20 protein-coding genes and 1 riboswitch are annotated in these 20,879 nt (G+C 67.7%); of the genes, 15 read left to right on the forward strand and 5 right to left on the reverse strand.

Annotation, left to right across the window (positions count from 1 at the left end):
* Positions 1-20 precede the first annotated feature (20 nt).
* Positions 21-1,340 (forward strand): acetyl-CoA hydrolase/transferase family protein, encoded by a 1,320-nt coding sequence (locus JMT67_RS10280; RefSeq protein ID WP_201463396.1) that lies wholly within the window; start codon positions 21-23, stop codon positions 1,338-1,340.
* A gap of 55 nt (positions 1,341-1,395) precedes the next feature.
* A riboswitch (yybP-ykoY riboswitch) is annotated at positions 1,396-1,542 on the forward strand.
* A gap of 66 nt (positions 1,543-1,608) precedes the next feature.
* On the forward strand, positions 1,609-2,172 hold the full coding sequence (locus JMT67_RS10285; RefSeq protein WP_182713849.1) for a TMEM165/GDT1 family protein: 564 nt from the start codon (positions 1,609-1,611) through the stop codon (positions 2,170-2,172).
* A gap of 58 nt (positions 2,173-2,230) precedes the next feature.
* Here JMT67_RS10285 and JMT67_RS10290 read toward each other — a convergent pair whose 3' ends face one another.
* Positions 2,231-2,812 (reverse strand): NUDIX domain-containing protein, encoded by a 582-nt coding sequence (locus JMT67_RS10290; protein WP_201463397.1) that lies wholly within the window; start codon positions 2,810-2,812, stop codon positions 2,231-2,233.
* Between the two features lie 22 nt (positions 2,813-2,834).
* A complete protein-coding gene (locus JMT67_RS10295; protein WP_054764289.1) occupies positions 2,835-4,073 on the reverse strand; it encodes an argininosuccinate synthase in 1,239 nt (412 codons plus the stop codon).
* A gap of 196 nt (positions 4,074-4,269) precedes the next feature.
* Here JMT67_RS10295 and JMT67_RS10300 point away from each other — a divergent pair, with 196 nt between their 5' ends.
* Positions 4,270-7,134 carry a M16 family metallopeptidase gene (locus JMT67_RS10300; RefSeq protein ID WP_201463398.1) on the forward strand — a complete coding sequence of 955 codons (2,865 nt, stop codon included), beginning with the start codon at positions 4,270-4,272 and terminating at the stop codon, positions 7,132-7,134.
* Positions 7,135-7,214: 80 nt separating this feature from the next.
* Here the strand turns inward: JMT67_RS10300 and secA are convergent, their stop codons facing one another.
* Positions 7,215-10,064 carry a preprotein translocase subunit SecA gene (gene secA, locus JMT67_RS10305; RefSeq protein WP_201463399.1) on the reverse strand — a complete coding sequence of 950 codons (2,850 nt, stop codon included), beginning with the start codon at positions 10,062-10,064 and terminating at the stop codon, positions 7,215-7,217.
* A 339-nt stretch (positions 10,065-10,403) separates the two neighbouring features.
* On the opposite strand from secA, the gene JMT67_RS10310 reads away from it, so the two are divergent.
* The 4 genes from JMT67_RS10310 to JMT67_RS10325 are packed head-to-tail and all read left to right on the forward strand — an operon-like array spanning position 10,404 to position 13,318.
* On the forward strand, positions 10,404-11,312 hold the full coding sequence (locus JMT67_RS10310; RefSeq protein ID WP_201463400.1) for a peptidylprolyl isomerase: 909 nt from the start codon (positions 10,404-10,406) through the stop codon (positions 11,310-11,312).
* Between the two features lies 1 nt (position 11,313).
* Entirely contained in the window at positions 11,314-12,708 is a 1,395-nt protein-coding gene (argJ, locus tag JMT67_RS10315) for a bifunctional glutamate N-acetyltransferase/amino-acid acetyltransferase ArgJ (RefSeq protein ID WP_201463401.1), read from the forward strand.
* Complete coding sequence (locus JMT67_RS10320) at positions 12,705-13,118, forward strand: (deoxy)nucleoside triphosphate pyrophosphohydrolase (protein ID WP_201463402.1); 414 nt, start codon at positions 12,705-12,707, stop codon at positions 13,116-13,118. Before argJ ends, JMT67_RS10320 begins: the two co-directional genes overlap by 4 nt.
* A gap of 20 nt (positions 13,119-13,138) precedes the next feature.
* On the forward strand, positions 13,139-13,318 hold the full coding sequence (locus JMT67_RS10325) for a Flp family type IVb pilin (RefSeq protein WP_182715208.1): 180 nt from the start codon (positions 13,139-13,141) through the stop codon (positions 13,316-13,318).
* Positions 13,319-13,339: 21 nt separating this feature from the next.
* Here JMT67_RS10325 and JMT67_RS10330 read toward each other — a convergent pair whose 3' ends face one another.
* Positions 13,340-14,269, reverse strand: a complete 930-nt coding sequence (locus JMT67_RS10330; protein WP_201463403.1) for a methyltransferase domain-containing protein — start codon at positions 14,267-14,269, stop codon at positions 13,340-13,342.
* On the opposite strand from JMT67_RS10330, the gene JMT67_RS10335 reads away from it, so the two are divergent.
* The 7 genes from JMT67_RS10335 to JMT67_RS10365 all read left to right on the forward strand — a co-directional run bounded on the left by JMT67_RS10335 (position 14,268) and on the right by JMT67_RS10365 (position 18,507).
* Entirely contained in the window at positions 14,268-15,074 is an 807-nt protein-coding gene (locus JMT67_RS10335) for a ComF family protein (RefSeq protein ID WP_201463404.1), read from the forward strand. The genes JMT67_RS10330 and JMT67_RS10335 overlap by 2 nt on opposite strands.
* Before the next feature lie 62 nt (positions 15,075-15,136).
* The gene (gene grxC / locus JMT67_RS10340; protein ID WP_201463405.1) at positions 15,137-15,394 is read left to right on the forward strand and encodes a glutaredoxin 3; all 258 of its coding nucleotides are present in this window, start codon (positions 15,137-15,139) and stop codon (positions 15,392-15,394) included.
* Between the two features lie 4 nt (positions 15,395-15,398).
* Positions 15,399-16,238 carry a carbon-nitrogen hydrolase family protein gene (locus JMT67_RS10345; protein WP_201463406.1) on the forward strand — a complete coding sequence of 280 codons (840 nt, stop codon included), beginning with the start codon at positions 15,399-15,401 and terminating at the stop codon, positions 16,236-16,238.
* 16 nt (positions 16,239-16,254) lie between these two features.
* Positions 16,255-16,689 (forward strand): DUF1178 family protein, encoded by a 435-nt coding sequence (locus JMT67_RS10350; protein WP_054764299.1) that lies wholly within the window; start codon positions 16,255-16,257, stop codon positions 16,687-16,689.
* Position 16,690: 1 nt separating this feature from the next.
* Complete coding sequence (locus tag JMT67_RS10355; protein WP_201463407.1) at positions 16,691-17,515, forward strand: AraC family transcriptional regulator; 825 nt, start codon at positions 16,691-16,693, stop codon at positions 17,513-17,515.
* Positions 17,516-17,548: 33 nt separating this feature from the next.
* Positions 17,549-18,019, forward strand: coding sequence for a DUF6265 family protein (locus JMT67_RS10360; RefSeq protein WP_201463408.1), 471 nt, complete (start codon positions 17,549-17,551; stop codon positions 18,017-18,019).
* A complete protein-coding gene (locus JMT67_RS10365) occupies positions 17,974-18,507 on the forward strand; it encodes a GNAT family N-acetyltransferase (protein WP_233455858.1) in 534 nt (177 codons plus the stop codon). Before JMT67_RS10360 ends, JMT67_RS10365 begins: the two co-directional genes overlap by 46 nt.
* On the opposite strand, the gene JMT67_RS10370 is transcribed toward JMT67_RS10365, so the two are convergent.
* Positions 18,504-18,812, reverse strand: coding sequence for a UrcA family protein (locus JMT67_RS10370; protein ID WP_201463409.1), 309 nt, complete (start codon positions 18,810-18,812; stop codon positions 18,504-18,506). The genes JMT67_RS10365 and JMT67_RS10370 overlap by 4 nt on opposite strands.
* Positions 18,813-19,037: 225 nt before the next feature.
* On the opposite strand from JMT67_RS10370, the gene typA reads away from it, so the two are divergent.
* A complete protein-coding gene (gene typA / locus JMT67_RS10375) occupies positions 19,038-20,870 on the forward strand; it encodes a translational GTPase TypA (RefSeq protein WP_201463410.1) in 1,833 nt (610 codons plus the stop codon).
* Positions 20,871-20,879: the final 9 nt, after the last annotated feature.

Genomic DNA, 20,879 nt, shown 5'->3' on the forward strand with positions numbered 1-20,879 from the left:
GCGCAGACGGGAGAGACGCCATGGATCACGCCGCCCTCTACGCCGAGCGGCTGAAGACGCCGGACGAAGCCGCCGCCCTGATCCGATCCGGCGCCAGGATCGCCATGGGCCTGGGCGTGTCCCAGCCCCCGGCCCTGCTGAAGGCCCTAGCCCAACGGGCCGAGCGGGGCGAGGTCGAAGACCTGAACCTCTATTATCTCCTCTCCACCGCCATCGCCGGCGACACCGTGCTGCGCTACGAGCTGATGGACCGCATCCGGCCCTGGAGCCTGTTCCACAGCGCCGTCGAACGCCGGCTGGAGCAGCGCGCCTTTGAGGAGGGGCGACCCAGCCCGGTCCAGTTCATCCCGACCGGTTTCCAGCAATCGCCCCGACTGCTGTGCGACGAGGTCGGCGTCGATACCTTGGTCTGCACCGTCTCGCCGATGGACGCCGACGGCTTCTTCTCCTTCGGCACCAATACCGACTACGCCAAGCCGGTGTCGGAGACGGCCCGCACCATCGTGGTCGAGGTCAATCCGCATATGCCGCGCGTGTACGGCGACTGCACCGTCCATGTGTCCAGGGTCGCCGGGATCGTGGAGCACGCCGCCCCCCTGCTGGTCACGCCCAGGGCCGAGCCCCAGTCGGCCGACCTGGCCATCGGCCGGATCATCGCCGACCTGGTCGAGGACGGGGCGACGCTGCAGATGGGGATCGGCGCCCTGCCCAACGCCGTCTGCGACGCCCTGAAGAACCACCGCGACCTGGGGGTCCATACCGAGATGCTGACGCCGGGCCTGGTCGAACTGATGCAGGCCGGGGTGGCGAACCATACCCGCAAGACCCTGCATCCTGGAGTCGGGGTCTTCGCCTTCTCTATGGGCGACCAGAACACCTATGACTTCCTGCACGAGAACCGGGGGCTTGAGGCCCGGCCCGTCTCCTATGTCAACGATCCGGCGGTCATCGCCCGCAACGCCAAGATGGTCTCGGTCAACGCCACGCTCCAGATCGACCTGAGCGGCGCCTGCTGTTCGGAGTATCTGAACGGCCGCCAGTTCACCGCCTCGGGCGGCCAGCTCGACTTCGTGCGCGGCGCCTATGGCTCCGACGGCGGCAAGTCGATCATCGCCTGTCATGCGACGGCGGCCAGGGGGAGCTGCTCGCGCATCGTCGCCCGGCTGGACGGCCCGGTCACCACGCCCCGCAACGACGTGCATATCGTCGTCACCGAGCACGGGTGGACCAACCTGAAGGGCCGATCGACCAGCGAGCGGGCCCGCGCCCTAATCGCCCTCGCCGCGCCCGAGTTCCGCGACGGCCTCACGGCCGAGGCCAGGCGGCAGGGTCTGATCTGAACCCCTTCTTGCGAGTCGTTATCGGCTTTTCATTTCCGGCGTCCTGGCCTAAACCCCGCCGCGTCATCGGGGAGTAGCCGCCCGCAACCATCAGCGGGGCCCGCGTCAACATACTTCCTCTCCCGGAGAGGATGGCGCGGGAACGGTCCAGGGTCTTTCAGATCCGGATCACGGCAAGACCGGCGGCTTTCGCAGGGACGTCCATGCGGGGCCCGGCTGCGAACGCCACAGGTCCGTCCGCCGAGGCTCCCGCGCATACAGGTTCCCGTTGGAAGCCTTCCTCATTTCGACCGGCCTGGTCTCCATCGCGGAGATCGGGGACAAGACCATGTTGCTGTCCATCGTGATGGCGGCGACCTGGCGACGGCCCACGCCCATCATCCTGGGCATTCTGGCGGCCACCCTGCTGAACCACGCCTTCGCCGCCCTGGCCGGCACCGTCCTGGCCCATTTCATCACGGGCGAGTGGATGCGCTGGATCGTCGGCCTCGCCTTTCTGGGTTTCGCGGCCTGGGCCCTGATCCCCGATACGCTGGACGAGCAGAAGGGCGAGGTTCAGCGCGGCTTCTGGGCCATCTTCTGGACCACCGCCTCGGCCTTCTTCCTGATCGAGATGGGCGACAAGACCCAGGTGGCCACCGCCATGCTGGCCGCCCGATTCGAGAATCTGCCGGTGGTCGTCGCCGGCTCGACCCTGGGCATGATGCTGGTCAACGGGCCCGCCGTCCTGCTGGGCGAGACGGCGGCGAAGAAGCTGCCGCTGAAATGGATCCGGTTCGCCGCCGCGGCCGGTTTCGCCGCGACGGGCCTGTGGATTCTGCTGACGCCTTAGAGCCTGATCGGTTGAAGCGGGATCGCTTCGCGATCCCGCTGAAGCCGTTAGGCATGCTTCAGCGGAAGACCGTCAAAGCGAGGTGCTGCAACAGCATGATGGTTTTGGCGTCGCGGATGCGGCCGTCGGCGATCATGGCCAGGGCCTCGTCCACGGTCGGCTCCAGCACCTCGATGTCCTCGCCCTCGTCCGGATGGCCGCCGCCGTCGCCGATCCGCATGGACGCATCATATTCGGCGACGAAGAAGTGCAGGATTTCGGTGACAGAGCCGGGGCTCATGAAGGCCTCGAACACCTTGCGCACCGCGCCGAGGCGATAGCCCAGCTCCTCCTCGACCTCGGCGCGGATCCGCACCTCGGGCTCGGCGTCGTCCAGCAGGCCGGCCGCCGCCTCGATCAGCAGGTCGTCATAGCCGTTCAGATAGGCCGGCAGCCGGAACTGCCGCACCAGCAGCACGGTGCGCGCCGCCGGATTATAGGGCAGAAGCACCGCCCCATTGCCCCGGTCGTAATGCTCCCGCTCCTGGGTCTGCCAGACGCCGTCGCGCCGTTTCCAGTCGAAACGGGTCGTCTTCAGCACATACCAGTTGTCCGAGAGAAGCCGGGTCTGATGGATCCTGATGCGGTCCTTTACGGTCATTCGGCTTCTCCCGCGACGCAGCCTAGCCCTGGCGCGCGCCGCGCTTGGCTAGAACACGCAGGCGGAGCGCATTCAGCTTGATGAAGCCGGCGGCGTCCTTGTGGTCATAGGCCTGGACGCCTTCTTCGAAGGTCACCAGATCCTGGTCGTACAGGCTGTTGGGGCTCTCGCGGCCGATGACCGAGACATTGCCCTTGTAGAGCTTGACCTTGACCGTGCCGGAGACCTTCTCCTGGCTCTTGTCGATGGCGGCCTGCAGCATCTCGCGCTCGGGCGAGAACCAGAAGCCGTTGTAGATCAGCTCGGCGTATTTCGGCATCAGCTGGTCCTTCAGGTGCATGGAGCCGCCGTCCAGGGTGATGCTTTCGATGCCGCGGTGGGCCGCGATCAGGATGGTCCCGCCGGGGGTCTCATAGACGCCGCGCGACTTCATGCCGACGAAACGGTTCTCGACCAGGTCGAGACGGCCGATGCCGTTGTCGTGGCCGTACTGGTTCAGGGCGGTCAGGAGGGTGGCCGGGCTCATGGCCTCGCCGTTGATCGAGACGGCGTCGCCCTTCTCAAAACCGATCTCGATGACGGTCGCCTTGTCCGGCGCGTCCTCGGGCGAAATGGTCCGCTGGTGGACGAACTCGGGGGCCTCGACCGCCGGGTCTTCCAGCACCTTGCCCTCGGAGGACGAGTGCAGAAGGTTGGCGTCGACCGAGAAGGGCGCCTCGCCGCGCTTGTCCTTGGCGATCGGGATCTGGTTCTTCTCGGCGAAGTCCAGCAGGGCCTCGCGGCTGCGGAACGCCCACTCGCGCCAGGGGGCGATCACCCGGATGTCGGGCTCCAGGGCGTAATAGCCCAGTTCGAAGCGGACCTGGTCGTTGCCCTTGCCGGTGGCGCCGTGACAGACGGCGTCGGCGCCGACCTGACGGGCGATCTCGATCTGGCGCTTGGAGATCAGCGGGCGAGCGATGGAGGTGCCCAGCAGATAGTCGCCCTCGTATTGCGCATTGGCGCGGAACATCGGAAAGACGAAGTCGCGCACGAATTCCTCGCGCAGGTCGTCGATGAAGATGTTCTCGGGCTTGATGCCCAGCTTCAGCGCCTTTTCGCGCGCCGGGCCAAGCTCCTCGCCCTGACCCAGGTCGGCGGTGAAGGTCACGACCTCGGCGTTATATTCGGTCTGCAGCCATTTCAGGATGATCGAGGTGTCCAGCCCGCCCGAATAGGCGAGGACGACTTTCTTCACGGGCTTGTCGGCGGGGGCGGACATGGCGGCTCTTTCGGTAAATTCGACGGCGCGATGGGGAGAATTGACGCGCGCATAAGACCGGGGGTCCGGCGATGCAACCTTTTCCGGGGCGGCCCCACGGAAAGATGAAGCTTTGTTCATGTTCACTTGGTCGCGTTGCCAGTGGATCGACCGTCGTTATGGTCGTCGTTCATCTGTCACCAAGGATGTCGAACCCATGCGTCGCGCCTCTTCCCTCGTCGCCGCCGCCGCCCTTCTGGCGGTCTCCACCCCGGTCTGGGCCTCAAACGCCGCCGCGTCGGCCCCCGCAGCCTCGGCCCAGGCCGCCGCGCCCGCCCTGCGGGCCGCACCGGTGTCCGAACTGGTCGCCGAGGTGGACATTCCCTACACCCGCTTCACCCTGGACAACGGCCTGACCGTTCTGGTCCATGAAGACCACAAGGCCCCGGTTGTGGCCGTATCGGTCTGGTACAACGTCGGCTCCAAGGACGAGCCTGAGGGCAAGACGGGCTTCGCCCACCTGTTCGAACACCTGATGTTCGGCGGCTCGGAGAATGCGCCGGGCAGCTATTTCACCCCGATGCGCAACATGGGCGCGACGGACATGAACGGCACCACCTGGTTCGACCGCACCAACTATTTCGAGACGGTTCCGACCCCGGCGCTGGAACAGGCCCTGTTCATGGAAAGCGACCGGATGGGCTATATGCTCGGCGCCATCAGCCAGGAGACGCTCGATCTCCAGCGCGGCGTGGTCCAGAACGAGAAGCGCCAAGGCGACAACCAGCCCTACGGCCTGAACGAATACAAGCAGCTTGAGGCCCTGTTCCCGGAGGGCCACCCTTATCGCCACTCGACCATCGGCTCGATGGCCGACCTGGACGCGGCCTCGATGGAGACGGTGCGGGACTGGTTCCGCTCCAACTATGGTCCGAACAACGCCGTCCTGGTCCTGGCCGGCGACATCACCCCGGCCAAGGCGCGGGAGCTGACCGAGAAGTATTTCGGCCCGATTCCGCGCGGCCCGGTCAACACCCCGGCCCAGGCCTCCGTACCGACCCTGCCGGCGCCGGTCAGCGAAACCACCCACGACCGCGTCTCCAACGCCCGAATTCAGATCAGCTGGGCCGTGCCCGGCCTGTTGGACGCGGACACCGTGCCGCTCAGCATCGGCGCCTCGGTCCTGGGCGGCCTGGCCAGCTCGCGGCTGGACAATGAACTGGTGCGCGGGGAGCAGACCGCCGTCTCGGTCAGCGCGAACAACGGCGCCTTCCACCGCGTCGGCATGTTCGAAATCACCGTCGACGTGAAGCCGGGCCAGGACCCGGCGGCCGTCGAGGCCCGCGCCCGCCAGATCCTGAACGATCTGATCGCCAACGGCCCGACGGCGGCCGAGGTGGAACGGGTCAAGACCCAGTACGTCTCGCGCACGGTTCAAGGTCTGGAACAGGTCGGCGGCTTCGGCGGCAAGGCCGTGGCCCTGGCTGAGGGCCAGCTCTACGCCGGCGATCCGGAGCACTACAAGAAGGAGCTCCAGGCCTATGCGGCGGCCACCCCCGCCCAGGTCCAGACGGCCATGCAGAAATGGCTGACCCGTCCGGCCTATACCCTGACCACCCTGCCGGGCGAGCGTGAGGCCTATCAGGAGGCGGCGGAGGCTCCCTCGGGCGCCAACCGCACCCCGGCGCCCCCGATCGAGCGCGTGGCCCGCATGCCCAAGCCCGAGATCGCCGCCGTCGCCAACGTCGACTTCCCCACTGTGGAGCGCACGCGCCTGTCGAACGGGGTCGAGGTGGTCTACGCCCAGCGCGACGCCGTGCCGGCGACCAAGATCGCGGTCGAGTTCGACGCGGGCATCGCCGCCGACGAGGCGTCCAAGCTGGGGCTGCAGACCCTGATGCTGGACCTGATGGACGAGGGCACCCGCAGCATGAACGCCACCCAGCTGGCCGAGGCGCAAGAAACCCTCGGCGCCGCCATCTCGACCGGCGCCACCATGGATCGGTCGGTGGTCCAGCTGTCGGCCGTGACGCCCAACCTGGAGCCCTCGGTCGCTCTCCTGGCCGAGGTGGTCAAGACCCCGGCCTTCGCCGCATCCGAGCTGGAGCGGCTGCGCGCCACCCGTTTGGCGCGGATCGCGGCGGAACGGACCCAGCCGGCCGCCCTGGCCAATCGCGCCCTGCCGGAACTGATCTACGGCTCGGCCAGCCCCTATGGCCGCCCGTTCAGCGGCAACGGCGACGAGGCCAGCGTCAAGGCGATCACCGAGGCCGACATCCGCGCGGACTACGCCGAGTGGATCCGGCCCGACAACGCCAAGATCTTCGTGGTCTCGGACAAGCCTCTGGCGGAGATCAAGCCTCTGCTCGACGCCCAGTTCGGCCATTGGGTCCCCTCGGCCACCCCCAAGGGCGTGAAGGATTATTCCGCGCCGATCCCCGCGACCCCGTCGAAGATCGTGCTGATCGACCGGCCGCAGTCGCCTCAGTCCTACATCATGGGCGGGACGGTCTTGTCGGCCAAGGGCTCGGACGACCTGCTGGTCTTCAACGCCGCCAACAATGTGCTGGGCAACGACTTCCTGTCGCGCATCAACTCGGACCTGCGCGAGACCAAGGGGTGGTCTTACGGCGTCAACGCCTCGACCGCCGGCTTCGTCGGCCGCGTGCCCTATCTGATCACCGCCCCGGTCCAGGCCGACCAGACCGGGCCGGCCATCACCGCCCTGAACGCCCAGTTCAACGACTTCCTGAAGGGCGGCAAGGGCGTGACGCCGGCTGAGCTGGAGCGGACCGTCAACGGCAATACCCGCCGTCTGGCCGGCAGCTATGAAACCTCCTTGGCGGTTCTGAACGCCATGCGGGTCAACGACATGCTGGGCCGTCCGGACGACTATCCGGAAACGGTGGCCGCTCGCACCAACGCCCTGACGACGGCCGAACTGGACGCCGCGGCCCAGGCCGCGCTCGACCCGTCCCGCTTCGTCTGGGTGGTCGTCGGCGACGCCTCGGTGGTCAAGCCCCAGCTCGACGCCCTAGGCCTGCCGGTCGAGGTTCGCTCGGCGAGCGGCGCCGCCCAGTAAGAGCCTCGTCAGTCGCAAACGACAAAGGCCCGGAGCATTTGCTCCGGGCCTTCTTTTTCGTCCTTACCGCGCCGAAAGGCTCAGATCAGGGCGCCGTGGCAGTGTTTGAACTTGCGGCCCGAGCCGCAGGGGCAGGGCGCATTGCGGCCGGTCATCTCCCAGCCCGGCGGAAGCGCCTCGACCGGCAGTTTCGACCGGTCGTCGCCGATCAGCTGGCCTTCGGGGTTCTGAGCGGCCGGATCGGCCATCTCATTTTCGCCGGTGCCGGGGTTCAGGTGGATTTCCTGGAACTCAGGCAGTTCAGGCGGCGCCTGGAAGCGGAACTCCACCGTCATCAGCCAGCGGGTGACGTTGTGGCGCAGGTCGTAGAGCAGACCTTCGAACAGGTTGAAGGCCTCGGTCTTATACTCCTGCAACGGGTCGCGCTGGCCGTAGCCGCGCAGGCCGATCACGCCGCGCAGATGGTCCAGATGGACCAGGTGTTCGCGCCACTGCATGTCGATCATCTGCAGCATGAATTGCTTTTCCAGGCCGCGCGTCTGTTCGGCGCCGATCAGCTCCAGACGTTCGGCCGCGCGGGCGTCGGCGGCGGCGAGCAGCCGCTCCTCGATCTCCTCGTTGGAGACGCCTTCCTCGGCTGCCCAGTCGTGGAGCGGCAGCTCCAGCCCCAGGGTCGAGCGGACCTTTTCATCCAGGCCGTCGATGTCCCACTGTTCGGCATAGGCCTTGGGCGGCATGTAGCGTTCGACCAGGTCGGACACCACGTCGCGGCGGAAGTCGCCGACCAGTTCCGACAGATCCTCGGAATCCATGAACTCCTGGCGCTGTTCGAACACGGCCTTGCGCTGGTCGTTCACGACGTCGTCGTACTTCAGCAGGTTCTTGCGGATGTCGTAGTTTCGGGTCTCGACCCGCTTCTGGGCGGTCTCGATGGCGCGGTTCAGCCAGGGATGGGTGATGGCCTCGCCCTCAGCGACGCCGAAGGTCTTCATGATCGAGTCCAGACGGTCGCCGGCGAAGATGCGCAGCAGGTCGTCCTCGCAGGACAGATAGAATTTCGACACGCCGGGGTCGCCCTGGCGGCCGGTGCGGCCGCGCAGCTGGTTGTCGATCCGGCGGCTCTCATGGCGTTCGGTGCCCAGGACGAACAGACCGCCGGCGGCGAGCGCCTTCTCGCGGTTGACGGCGATCTCGGCCTTGAACTCGGCCTCCTTGGCCGCGTGCATCTCGGGCGTGACCTCGACGGCCATGTTCCGCTGTTCCAGCAGCCATTTCTGCATCTTCATCTCGAGGTTGCCCCCAAGCTGGATGTCGGTGCCGCGGCCGGCCATGTTGGTGGCGATGGTCACCGCGCCCGGCAGACCGGCGTCGGCGACGATATAGGCCTCCTGCTCATGCTGGCGCGCGTTCAGGACCGAGTGCGGAATGCCGCGCAGCTTGGTCTCGTAGGTAATGTCATAGGCGGCGTCGCCGATCTTCTCGGCCTCCTTGGCCTTGCCCTCGTACTGGGGCTTCAGCTTGCGCGAGACCTCGACCTTGTACTCATAGGTGCGCAGCAGCTCGGACAGCTGTTCGGAGCGCTCGATCGAGACCGTGCCGACCAGGATGGGCTGACCCGCCAGGTGACATTCGGCGATCTGTCGGGCGATGGCCTGGCTCTTTTCCGCATGGGTCCGATAGACTTCGTCGTCATAGTCCTTGCGCTGGATCGGCCGGTTGGTCGGCACCTCCAGCACCTCCATCTTGTAGATGTCGCCGAACTCCTGGGCCTCGGTGGCGGCCGTGCCGGTCATGCCGGACAGCTTCTGATACAGGCGGAAGTAGTTCTGGATCGTGACCGAGGCCAGGGTCTGGTTCTCGGGCTGGATCTTGACGTCCTCCTTGGCCTCGATGGCCTGGTGCAGGCCTTCGGACAGGCGCCGGCCGGTCATCATCCGGCCGGTGAACTCGTCGATCAGAATGATCTCGCCGCCCTTGATGATATAGTCCTTGTCCCGCTGATACAGGGTGTTGGCGCGCAGGGCCTGGTTGGAGTGGTGGACCAGGCTGATGTTGGCGGCGTCGTAAAGACCGGTGGTGTCGGGGGCGAAGTGGCCGCCCTTCTCCAGGGCCTCTTCCAGACGCTCGGAGCCCAGCTCGGTCAGCAGAACCTGCTTCTGCTTCTCGTCCAGCTCATAGGTGTCCTTGTCCTTGATCAGATCTTTGATCAGGGCGTCCAGCACCTTGTACAGGTCCGACCGGTCCTCGGTGGGGCCCGAGATGATCAGGGGCGTGCGCGCCTCGTCGATCAGGATGGAGTCGACCTCGTCGACGATGGCGAAGTTGTGGGGGCGTTGCACCATCTCGCGCCGGTCATAGACCAGGTTGTCGCGCAGATAGTCGAAGCCGAACTCGTTGTTGGTGCCGTAGGTCACGTCGGCGGCGTAGGCGGCCTGGCGCTGGCCCTGGGACAGGCCGTTGACGATGACCCCGACCTCAAGACCCAGGAAGCGATAGACCCGGCCCATGGTCTCGGCGTCGCGGCGGGCCAGATAGTCGTTGACGGTGATGACGTGGACGCCCTTGCCTTCCAGGGCGTTCAGATAGACCGGCGCCACGGCGACCAGGGTCTTGCCCTCGCCGGTCCGCATTTCGGCGATGCCGCCCTCATGCAGGATCATGCCGCCCGCCAGCTGGACGTCATATTGACGCTGGCCCAGCACCCGCTTGGACGCCTCGCGCACGACGGCGAAGGCTTCCGGCAGGATCCTGTCCAGGTTTTCGCCATTGCTCAGACGGTCGCGGAAAGCGTCAGTCATCATCCGCAGCTCGTCGTCCGACAGGGCGGCGAACTTGGGCTCGAGCGCATTGATGCGCTGGGCGTGGTCCTGGAAAGCCTTGACCTTGCGGTCGTTGGAAGAGCCGAAGAGTTTCTTGGCGAAGCCGAGCATGTCAGATCCGGTAAAGGTCGAGCGTCATTAAGGAGCGGCTCTGAAATCCCGTGAGGGGCGGCGAGGATCGCGCCCCAAGCGGCGTTCGGACCGATGACGGCCCCGCCGCGCCGACACAGGCGCGCGCGAAGGGCCGCGCAGACGATCAAAACCCCTCGACTTGGGCGCAGGCGGGACTTAAGCACCGCCCTAACCCCTGTCAACGCGGGGGCTTTCGGCCGCCTTCGACGGAGCGTCCCCTTGATCCCATTCCGGCGCCTCCATTTCCGACACGCCCCTTCCCGAGGGGGCCTTGGATCGGTCGGCGGCATCGCCTTGGTCGCCGCGACGGCCTTGGCTATGACGCTGGCCGCCTGTTCGCGCGGCGGCGACGACGATCGGGCGCCGCAGCCGGGCGACCGGCAGGTGGCCAAGGTTCAGGACCAGATCATCTGGGCCTCGGACGTCAAGCGCGAGGCGGTGGCGCAGGGTCTGATCGGAGAAGGCGAGCCCCTGGACGTGACCTCCGATCTTTTCCGCCGGGTTCTGGACGAGGTGGTCGATCAGAAGCTGCTGGCGCGCGAAGCGGAGCGCCGTCGCCTGGACGCCTCACCTCTGGCGCAGCGGCGGCTGGAGGCGACCCGCGAACGGATTCTAGGCGACATGCTGGTCGAGAGCGTCGTCAACGGCGCCATCTCCGATCAGGCGATCCAGACGCTTTACAATGAGCAGCTGCGCCTGGCGAAGACGTCCGAGGAGATCCGGGTCCGCCTGATCCTGTCGCGCACCAAGCCCGAGGCGGACGCCGTCATCGGCATTCTGGGCCAGGGCGCCAGCTTCGAGGCCGTGGCCATGGAGCGGTCGATCGACGAGGCCACCCGCTTTTCTGGCGGCGACCTGGGCTATTCCACCCTGGACGTCATGCCCCAGGCCTATGCCGGCGCCCTGCGTGACAAGCCGGCCGGTTCGACCGTCGGTCCCTTCCAGACCGAGGGCGGCTGGGCCGTGCTGCGGGTCGAGGACCGGCGCAAGGAAAACCCGCCGACTCTGGAACAGGCTCGGCCGCAAATCGTCCGCTACCTGACCTATGAAGGGGTGAGACGCCTGTTGGAACAGCTGCGCGACAAGGCCAAGGTCGATATTCTGCTGCCCGGCGGTTCCGGCGCGGGTGACGAGGAGCCGGCGTCGGCGCCGTCGGCGGGCCTGACCCGCCCCGCCCCGGCTCCCGCCCCGCCTTCCGCGTCTGACACTCCCCTCCCGGCCGCCTGACATGACCAAGACCCCCACGACCGGCCAAAAGATCGAACAGGCGTTCGAAAAGGCGCTGGACCCCTTCGCTGCAGCCCTGAAGCGCGCCACCCGTCCCGCCGAAGCCGCCGCCGCGCCCGCCGCTACGCCCGCCGGAAAGCCCGGCCTGGCCGTCTCGCCCCTGGCTGTGCCCTTCCCGACCATTCCCCCCATCGGCGGGGGCGAGATCGCCACCGCCCGCCCCCGCTTCTACAAGCATGAGCGCGACGACCTGGTCGTTTTCCGGTTCGCGCGCGGCACCAGCTGCGCCGGGGTCTTCACCCGCCACAAGATCGGCTCGGCGCCGGTCGACTGGTGCAAGAAGCATCTGGGCGGCGCCGAGGGCGGCAAGGACGTGCGCGCCCTGGTGGTCAACGCCGGCTGCGCCAACGCCTTCACCGGCAAGGCCGGCGCCGACGCCGCGCGGCGGGCGGCCTCTGAGGTGGCCAAACGGTTCGGATGCCGCCAGCGGGACGTCATGATGGCCTCGACGGGCGTGATCGGCGTGGTGCTGGACGAAAAGAAGATCATCGCCAAACTGCCGGACATCGAAGCCGGTCTGGACGCCGACCTCCATCCGTCCGAACAGTGGGCCCGCGCCGGGCGCGGCATCATGACCACCGACACCTTCCCCAAGGGCTCCTACGCCGAGGCCGAGATCGAGGGGTATAAGGTCCGGATCGCCGGGATCGCCAAGGGGTCGGGCATGATCGCGCCGGACATGGCGACCATGCTGGCCTTCATCGTCACCGACGCCGACATCCATCCGAACGTGCTGAAGGCCCTACTGGGCCTGCACGTCCGCACCACCTTCAACTCGGTGACGGTGGACGGCGACACCTCGACCAATGACACGGCCCTTCTGTTCGCCACGGGAACTTCGGGCGCACCGCGGATCGGCCGCGTCGGCGACCGGCGGCTGAAGAGTTTCTCGGCCGCCCTGGACAAGGTGATGCTGGATCTGGCGCACCAGCTGGTGCGCGACGGCGAGGGGGCGACCAAGTTCGTCAAGGTGACGGTGGACGGCGCCGCCAGCCCGGCCTCAGCCAGAAAACTGGCCAAGTCGATCGCCGACAGCCCCCTGGTCAAGACCGCCATCGCCGGCCAGGACGCCAACTGGGGCCGGGTGGTCATGGCCGTGGGCAAGACCGAGGAGCCGGTGGACCGCGACCGTCTGGCGATCAGGTTCGGCCCGCACCAGGCCGCCGTCGATGGCGCCCCGTCCCCGACCTACGACGAGGCCAAGATGACCGCCTATATGAAAAATCCCGAGATCGACATCACGGTCGACGTCGGCGCGGGCCGGGCCTCGGCGACGGTCTGGACCTGCGATCTGACCAAGGGCTATATCGAGATCAACGGCGATTATCGGTCGTGACCGAGACGCCGCTCCCCACCGTCCTCGTCGTCGCCGTCGCCCTGATCGACGTCGACGGACGGGTGCTGATCGCCAAACGCCCCGAGGGCAAGACGCTGGCCGGCCTGTGGGAGTTTCCCGGCGGCAAGGTCGAGCCCGGCGAACGGCCCGAGGCGGCCCTGATCCGCGAACTGCGCGAGGAACTGGGCATAGAGGTCAGCGAGAGTTGCCTGGCGCCCTTCGTCTTCGCCAGCCACGCTTATGATTCCTTTCACCTGTTGATGCCATTGTATCTGTGTCGCCGGTGGGACGGCGTGGTCGCCGCGCGCGAACACGCCGCCCTGGCCTGGGTCAGACCGAACCAGCTTTCGGACTATCCCATGCCGCCGGCGGACGAACCTCTGGTCGCCTGGCTGCGCGATCTGCTGTGACCACCGCCCAAGGAGCGGACATGAACGGATTCATCAGCCGCTTCCTGAACGACGACTGCGGCGCGACCGCCATTGAATACGGTCTGATCTGCGGCTTGATCTTCGTCGCCATCCTGGGCGGTCTGAACGCCCTGGGGGGGTCCAACGGCGCCCTCTACAAAGACGTCATGCAGAAGATCGCGGACACCCTGGGACGCTGACGCGCTCCCGCAGCAGCGCGATCAAGCCTGATCGCCCTCCTCCCCCGTCAACTCCTTCACCCCCAGGGCGTCGGCCAGCCGAACCTTGGCCGAGCCGCGCGGCAGCGGCTTCTGCTGGCTCTCGTGCGGCTTCCAACCGGCCAGATGAATGATTTCGAAGGTGGCGGAGATCCGCCCGTCCGCGTCGCCGTGGCGCTCGGCGTAAAGACGGGCCGCGCGGCTCAGAATCGCGCGGTTCAGGGGGCGGATCGGCCCGTGCAGCACATTGGTCTCGCCCATGGCGCGCAGATCGCGGACCAGGGCGAACAGGTCCGCATAGCGGACGACGAAACGGTCCACGTCCGAGACCGGCAGGGCGAAGCCGGCGCGCTGGAGAAGGGCGGCCCCGTCATATCCGTCGGCGAAGGGCGAGACACGCGCCTGGGCCCCGCCGCGTTCGGCCAGCTCGGCCTCTGTCAGGACGGCCCGAAGCTCCTTCAGGGTGCCCGCGCCGAACAGGGTCCCAAGGAACAGGCCGTCCGGCTTCAAGGCGCGTCGAATCTGGGCCAATGCGCCGGGCAGGTCGTTGGCCCAGTGGAGATTGAGCAGGGAGACGATCAGATCCGTCGTCCCGTCTTCCAGCGGCAGGGCGTCGCGACCGGGGGCGGCCCGCTCGGCCCGCGAGGTCGGGGCGACGATCCGCCCTACCCGACCCGCCGCGTCGCTGGACGCCAGGGCTCGGGCGAAGGGGCCGGGATGGGCGGACAGATCGACCGCGACGGGAAAGTCGCGCAATATGGCCTCGAGACTGCCGACCGCGTTTTCGGCCGCGCGGACGTGAAGAAAATCGGCCTGCGTCAGCCGCCTTTCGGACCGCGCCAGTCGCGCCTCTCGACGCCCGGCGTCAAAGATGCGCGGGGGGGCGGTCGTCGGCGACACGGCGTCGGGGCCGGAGGAGGGGGAAAGGCTCATGGACCTTCAGGATGGGGGTTTGGGGCGCGCCTGGGAAGGGGCGGCGCGTCATTTGCGACGCGCCGGCCTGGACTTCGCGCGGGGACTGGCCGATCTGGTCCTGCCGCCCCTGGCGCATGACAGCCCCGAGGCCACGGCCGCTGCGGGCCTGACGCCCGACGCCTGGAGCCGCATACGGTTCTTGGAGGCGCCGGTGTGCGACGGCTGCGGCGCGGCTTTCGAATTCGACGGCGGCGCCTTCGCCGAGACCCGCTGCGCGGCCTGTGTCGCCCAACCCTATGTCTTCGCCCGCGCCCGCGCCGCCTGCGTCTATGACGAGGCGTCCCGGAACCTGATCCTGCGCTTCAAACACGGGGACCAGCAGCAGTTCGCCGCCCTGTTCGCGCGCTGGATCAGCCGAGCGGGCGCCGAACTGGTCGCCGAGGCCGATGCGGTGGTTCCGGTGCCGCTGCACCCGTTGCGACTGCTCTCACGCCGGTTCAACCAGGCCGCGGAGATCGCCCGCCCCCTGGCCCGGCGCGCCGGGCTGGATTACCTGCCCGACGCCCTGATCCGCGCCAGCCATACGGCGAGCCAGGGCGGCAAGAGCCGCCGCGGCCGACGGCTGAATGTGAAAAAGGCCTTCGCCGTGACCGAGGCCGGGCGACGCCGCCTGAAGGGGCGCCGCATCCTTCTGATCGACGATGTGTTGACCACGGGCGCGACCGGCGAGGCCTGCGCGCGCGCCCTGCTCGACGCCGGGGCGCGGGCCGTGGATCTGGCCGTGATCGCACGGGTGCGAAACGCCCGTGAACTGACTATGTAGTTCCTATCGCTCCCCGCGCGGCGGCTCGCTGCCTGAGGGACACTCTTATCTGGAGTTCTGATTTGGCCGACGTCGTCATCTACACCAAGCCCGGCTGCCCCTATTGCTACAGCGCCATGGCGCTTCTGAAGAAGAAGGGAGTCGATTATCATGAGATCGTCGCCTCCAACGACCCCAACAAGAAGGCCGAGATGGTCGAGAAGTCGGGCGGGCGCATGACCTTCCCCCAGATCTTCATCGACGGTCAGCACGTCGGCGGCTCGGACGACATCCACGCCCTGGACCGCGACGGCAAGCTCGACCCGCTTCTGACGGCCTGATGCGATGAGCGGCGGGCTCGACATCGCCCTGATCCAGACCCGCACGCCGGCGACGGCCGAGGCGGCCCTGGCCCATGTCGAGCCCCTGATCCGCAAGGCGGCGGCGGGCGGGGCGAAATTCGTCCTGACGCCGGAAGGGACCAATGTCCTGGAGCAGCGCCGCGACCGACGCGACGCCGCGATAACGGATGAAGAGGCCGACGTCGCCGTCCTGGGCCTTCGCCGTCTGGCGGCGGAGCTGGGGATCTGGCTGCTGATCGGCTCGGCCATCGTCCGCTCCGGCCAAACGGGGGACGGGCGAGCGGCGAACCGGTCGCTGCTGGTCGATCCGGCGGGCGCGATCACGGCCCGGTACGACAAGCTGCACGTCTTCGACGTCGAACTGCCCAATGGCGAAAAATATCGCGAAAGCGCCACGGTGCGGCCCGGCGACGGGGCGGCCGTCGCCGACACGCCCTGGGGGCGGCTGGGCCTGACCATCTGCTACGACATCCGCTTCCCCCACCTGCACCGCCAGCTGGCCAAGGCCGGGGCCTCGATGATCGCCGTGCCCGCCGCCTTTACGGTTCCGACCGGAGAAGCCCATTGGGAGGTGCTGCTGCGCGCCCGGGCCATAGAAGCCGGCGCCTTCGTCCTGGCCCCGGCCCAGGGCGGGCTTCATGAGGACGGGCGCCGCACCTGGGGGCGTTCGACGGTCGTGGGCCCCTGGGGCGAGATTCTGGCCAAGGCGGATCATGACGAGCCTTGCATTCTTACGGCCAGGCTGGACATGGAGGCGACGGCCAAGGCCCGGACCGCCGTGCCGGCCCTGACCCACGACCGCGACTTTCTGCCCGCCCGCTGATTCAGCCCCAACCCTCATGATCCGATACGCCCTCAATTGCGACCAGGCCCACGGTTTTGAAGCCTGGTTCGGCTCGTCCGCCGACTATGACGACCAGGCCGCGCGCGGCCTGGTGGAATGCCCGTTCTGCGGTTCGCGCGCGGTGCGGAAGGCGATCATGGCCCCGGCCGTCAGCGGAACGCGCAAGTCGGACGCGGCCCCCGAGATCGCCGCCCGGATGCAGACCATGATGATGGAGGCCGCGCGCGAGGTGCGCGCCCATGTCGAGGCGAACTTCGACTATGTCGGCGACGCCTTCGCCCGCGAGGCCCGCGACATCCATGAAGGCCGGTCCGAAAAGCGAGAGATCTACGGCGAGGCCACGCCCGCCGAGGTGAAGAAGCTGAAGGAGGACGGCGTGCCGGTCGCCCCCCTGCCCGCCCCGCCGCCGGACCCCTCCAAGGTCAACTGAGGTGACCTCGGGGGAGGAACGGTATCAGGAGTTCGCGCCGCCGCCGGCGCTGGCGCCCTTCGTCCGCGTCATCTGGACCTACGCCGCCCCCGATACCAGTCCAACCATCCAGCGTATCGCGCCTGACGGCTGCCCCGAACTGGTGTTCGACCTCGGCGCCCCCTACGCCGAACAGGGCGAGGACGGTGCTTTCCACCTGCAGCCCCCCGCCCTGTTCGCCGGACAGATGACCTGTCCCCTGGCCATGAAGCCGACCGGTCCCATCGAACTGGTGTCCGTCCGGTTCGAACCGGACGGGGCGCGTGACTTTCTGGGTCGACCGCTGGTCGAGGCGACCGACAGACGGCTGGACATGGTCGAACGCCTCATCGGGTTCGATCCGCCGCCGGGCGATCCGACGGGCCAGGCGGAGGCCTTCGTCGCCTGGCTGACCCGCCAGAAGCAGCACGGGGACTGGACGATCGACCCGATCGTTCGCCCAGAGATCGATGAGGCGGCCGCCGAGCGGCCCGCGCCGCCTCGGTCGTCGGGGGCGCAACGGGCGCTTCAGCGGCGCTTCGCCGACCGGGTCGGTGTCTCGCCCCGCCTGCTGCGTTCGATTTTCCGCTTTCGCCGGGTGTTCGACCACGCCGCACAGCCGGACGGCGAGGCTCAGAGCTGGCTCGAAGCGGGGCTACAGGCCGGCTATTTCGACCAACCGCAGATGGCCCGCGATTTCCGGCGCTTCCTGGGCTGCACCGCCACGGAATGGGCCCGGGAGCAGCACGCCCTGGCCCGAGCCATAGCGTCGCAAACCTACAAGCCGTCGAGCCCGCACGCCGCCTAGCCTGTCGACATCGACCGGAGAGGGAAACCCACCATGCTGACCCCGCTGCTTCTCGCCGCCGCCCTTCAGACCGCGCCGGATCTGCGTCCCGATCTGGGCTGGATGGCCGGCTACTGGCTGTCCTGCGAACCGGGCCGCGAAGTGTCCGAGACCTGGACCGATCCACGCCTGAACCTGATGCTGGGGACCTCGCTGACCGTCCGCGGCGGACGGGCGGGGTGGGAGCTGTCGCGCATCGCCCCGGTCGATCCGACCCCGGCCGCGCCCCTGGCCTATTTCGCCCAGCCGGAGGGCCAGCCTGCCGCCGTCTTTCCGGTAGTCGCCTCCGGGCCGAGCCGGGTGGTGTTCGAACAGGCGGCCGACGACGACTTTCCAAAACGGGTCGTCTATGAACGCGACGGCGACGTCCTGAACGCCCGGATCGAAGGCGTGCTGGTCGGCCAGGAGAGGATCATTCGATGGCGGTTCCAGAAGGCGGCGCTGAACGCGCGCTGCCCCAGCTAGTCTGGCGGCCCATGCGGCCGAGCGACATCGACGCCGTGGTCGAGATCGCCCGTCTGTCCTTCCCCGATCATTTCGAGGCAGGGGCCTGTTTCGAGAACCGGCTGGCCCTTTATCCGCGCGGCTGTTTCGTCCTGGCGGACGGGGACGCCCCGGCGCAGGGCTATCTGATCGCCTATCCCTGGCGGGCCGACGGGGCGCCGCCGCTGAACACGGTGATCGAAGGCCTGCCGACGGACCCGGCTGTCCTCTATCTACACGACCTGGCCCTGCAGCCCGAGACGCGGGGCGGCGGGCTGACGCACGCGGTGGTCGAACGGCTGGCGGAACAGGCGACGGAGGACGGCTGGCCCGCCGTCGCCCTGGTGGCCGTCAATGACGCCGTCGCCTTCTGGTCCCGCCACGGCTTCGTTGAGCAGACGGCGCCGGGCATGGCCGCCAAATTGGCCAGCTACGGCGCCGACGCCCGCTATATGGTGCGTCGTCTCTAAAACTGGTTCAGCAGGCGACGCCCGCCGGCCTTGACGAACAGGCGGCGTTCGGAAGCAGGCAGCTGATAATAGGCGCGGCGCCGCATTTCCCGCTCGCACATCTGCGGCAGCCCCAGGTCGCTAGGCGTCAGAACCGCCCGATGCTGGGCGCACCAGTCTCGGCTGGCCGTCTGAATTCGATCGGCCAGAACCGCTGCGTCCCCCGTCCGGCCCATGCTCAGCCCCTTGGCGTCCACGCGCATGTCCGGCGCGCCGCAGGGCGCCAGAACGGCCGCCGCCAGCATCAATCCCATTAAGCCCGTCATCATCGTCTCCCTTGTCCAAACGGTCACGCCGTCGAGGGGTAGAGGAGTGGGCTCGACCGCGCGGATGCGGCGTCCGGAATGAAATATCGGTAAGGCGGCGGCAGGCGGCGAAACGCCCGCTCTGGTCTTTCCGTCAACATGGCTGTAAGAGGCGCGCGCTCCCTGCACGCCTTTTCATGACCAGCGGCCGCCCGCATCTCGGCCGCGCCTTTTCGCGATTATCAAATGAACCTGCGCAACGTCGCCATCATCGCCCACGTCGACCACGGCAAGACGACCCTGGTGGACCAACTTCTGGCACAGTCCGGCGTCTTCCGAGCCAATGAGGCGACGACCGAGCGCGCCATGGACTCCAATGACCAGGAGAAGGAACGGGGCATCACCATCCTGGCCAAATGCACCTCGGTGCTCTGGAACGGCGAGGCCGGCGAAACCCGGATCAACATCATCGACACCCCCGGCCACGCCGACTTCGGCGGCGAGGTGGAGCGGATTCTGGGCATGGTGGACGGCTGCGTCCTGCTGGTCGACGCCGAGGAAGGCGTCATGCCCCAGACCAAGTTCGTCCTGACCAAGGCGCTGAAGATGGGCCTGCGCCCCATCCTCTGCATAAACAAGGTCGACCGCGCCCACGCCGATCCGGACCGGGTCCACAACGAGACCTTCGACCTGTTCGCCGCCATCGGCGCGACCGACGAACAGCTGGACTTCCCCCACATCTACGCCTCGGGCCGCAACGGCTGGGCCACGCTGGACCTGAACCAGCCGAACGACAATCTGGCGCCCCTGTTCGACCTGATCGTCCGCCACGTCCCGCCGCCCAAGCAGCAGCAGAATGTGGACAAGCCGTTCCAGATTCTGAACGTCCTGATCGAATCCGACCCCTTCCTGGGCCGTCTGCTGACGGGCCGGATCGAGAGCGGCAAGGCCGTGCCCGGCATGGCCATCAAGGCCCTGGACCGCGACGGCAAGGAGATCGAGCGCGGCCGCATCACCAAGGTCCTGGCCTTCCGCGGTCTGAAGCGCCAGCCGCTGGACGAGGGCTCCGAGGCCGGCGACATCGTCGCCATCGCGGGCATGTCCAAGGCGACCGTGGCCGACACCCTGTGCGCCCTGGAAGTCACCGAGGCCCTTCCCGCCCAGCCGATCGACCCGCCGACCATCTCCATGACCGTCTCGGTCAACGACAGCCCCCTGGCCGGCCGCGAAGGCGACAAGGTCCAGTCGCGCGTCATCCGCGACCGCCTGCTGAAGGAGGCCGAGGCCAACGTCGCCATCCGCGTCACCACCACCGAAGGCGGCGACGCCTATGAGGTGGCCGGTCGCGGCGAACTGCAGCTGGGCGTTCTGATCGAGAACATGCGCCGCGAGGGCTTCGAACTGTCGATCTCGCGTCCGCGCGTGGTCTTCCAGGAAGGTCCGAACGGCGAGAAGATGGAGCCGATCGAAGACGTCATGATCGACGTCGACGACGAGTTCTCGGGCATCGTCATCGAGAAGCTGTCGGCTCGTAAGGCCGAAATGACCGACATGGGCCCGTCGGGCGCCGGCAAGACCCGCATCCAGCTGAAGTGCCCCTCGCGTTCGCTGATCGGCTATCAGGGCGAGTTCCTGACCGACACGCGCGGTTCGGGCGTGCTGAACCGGGTGTTCAGCCACTATGAGCCGCACAAGGGCGCCATCGCCGGCCGTCTGAAGGGCGTGCTGATCTCGAACTCCGACGGCGAAACCGCCGCCTTCGCCCTGTGGAACCTGGAAGACCGCGGCGTCATGTTCGTCGGCGCCGGGGAAAAGACCTATCAGGGCATGATCATCGGCGAGAACGCACGCTGGGACGACCTGGACGTCAACCCGATCAAGGGCAAGCAGCTGACCAACGTCCGCGCCGCCGGCAAGGACGAGGCCGTGCGCCTGACCCCGCCGCGCCAGATGTCGCTGGAACAGGCCATCGCCTATATCGACGACGACGAGCTGGTCGAGGTGACGCCGAAGTCCATCCGTCTGCGCAAACAGGTGCTGAACCCGTCGTTCCGCAAGAAGCGCGTTCGCCCGGAGTGATCCTTCACT

The organism is Brevundimonas aurantiaca (assembly GCF_904830995.1).
In the GTDB taxonomy this organism is placed as follows: Bacteria; Pseudomonadota; Alphaproteobacteria; order Caulobacterales; family Caulobacteraceae; genus Brevundimonas; species Brevundimonas aurantiaca.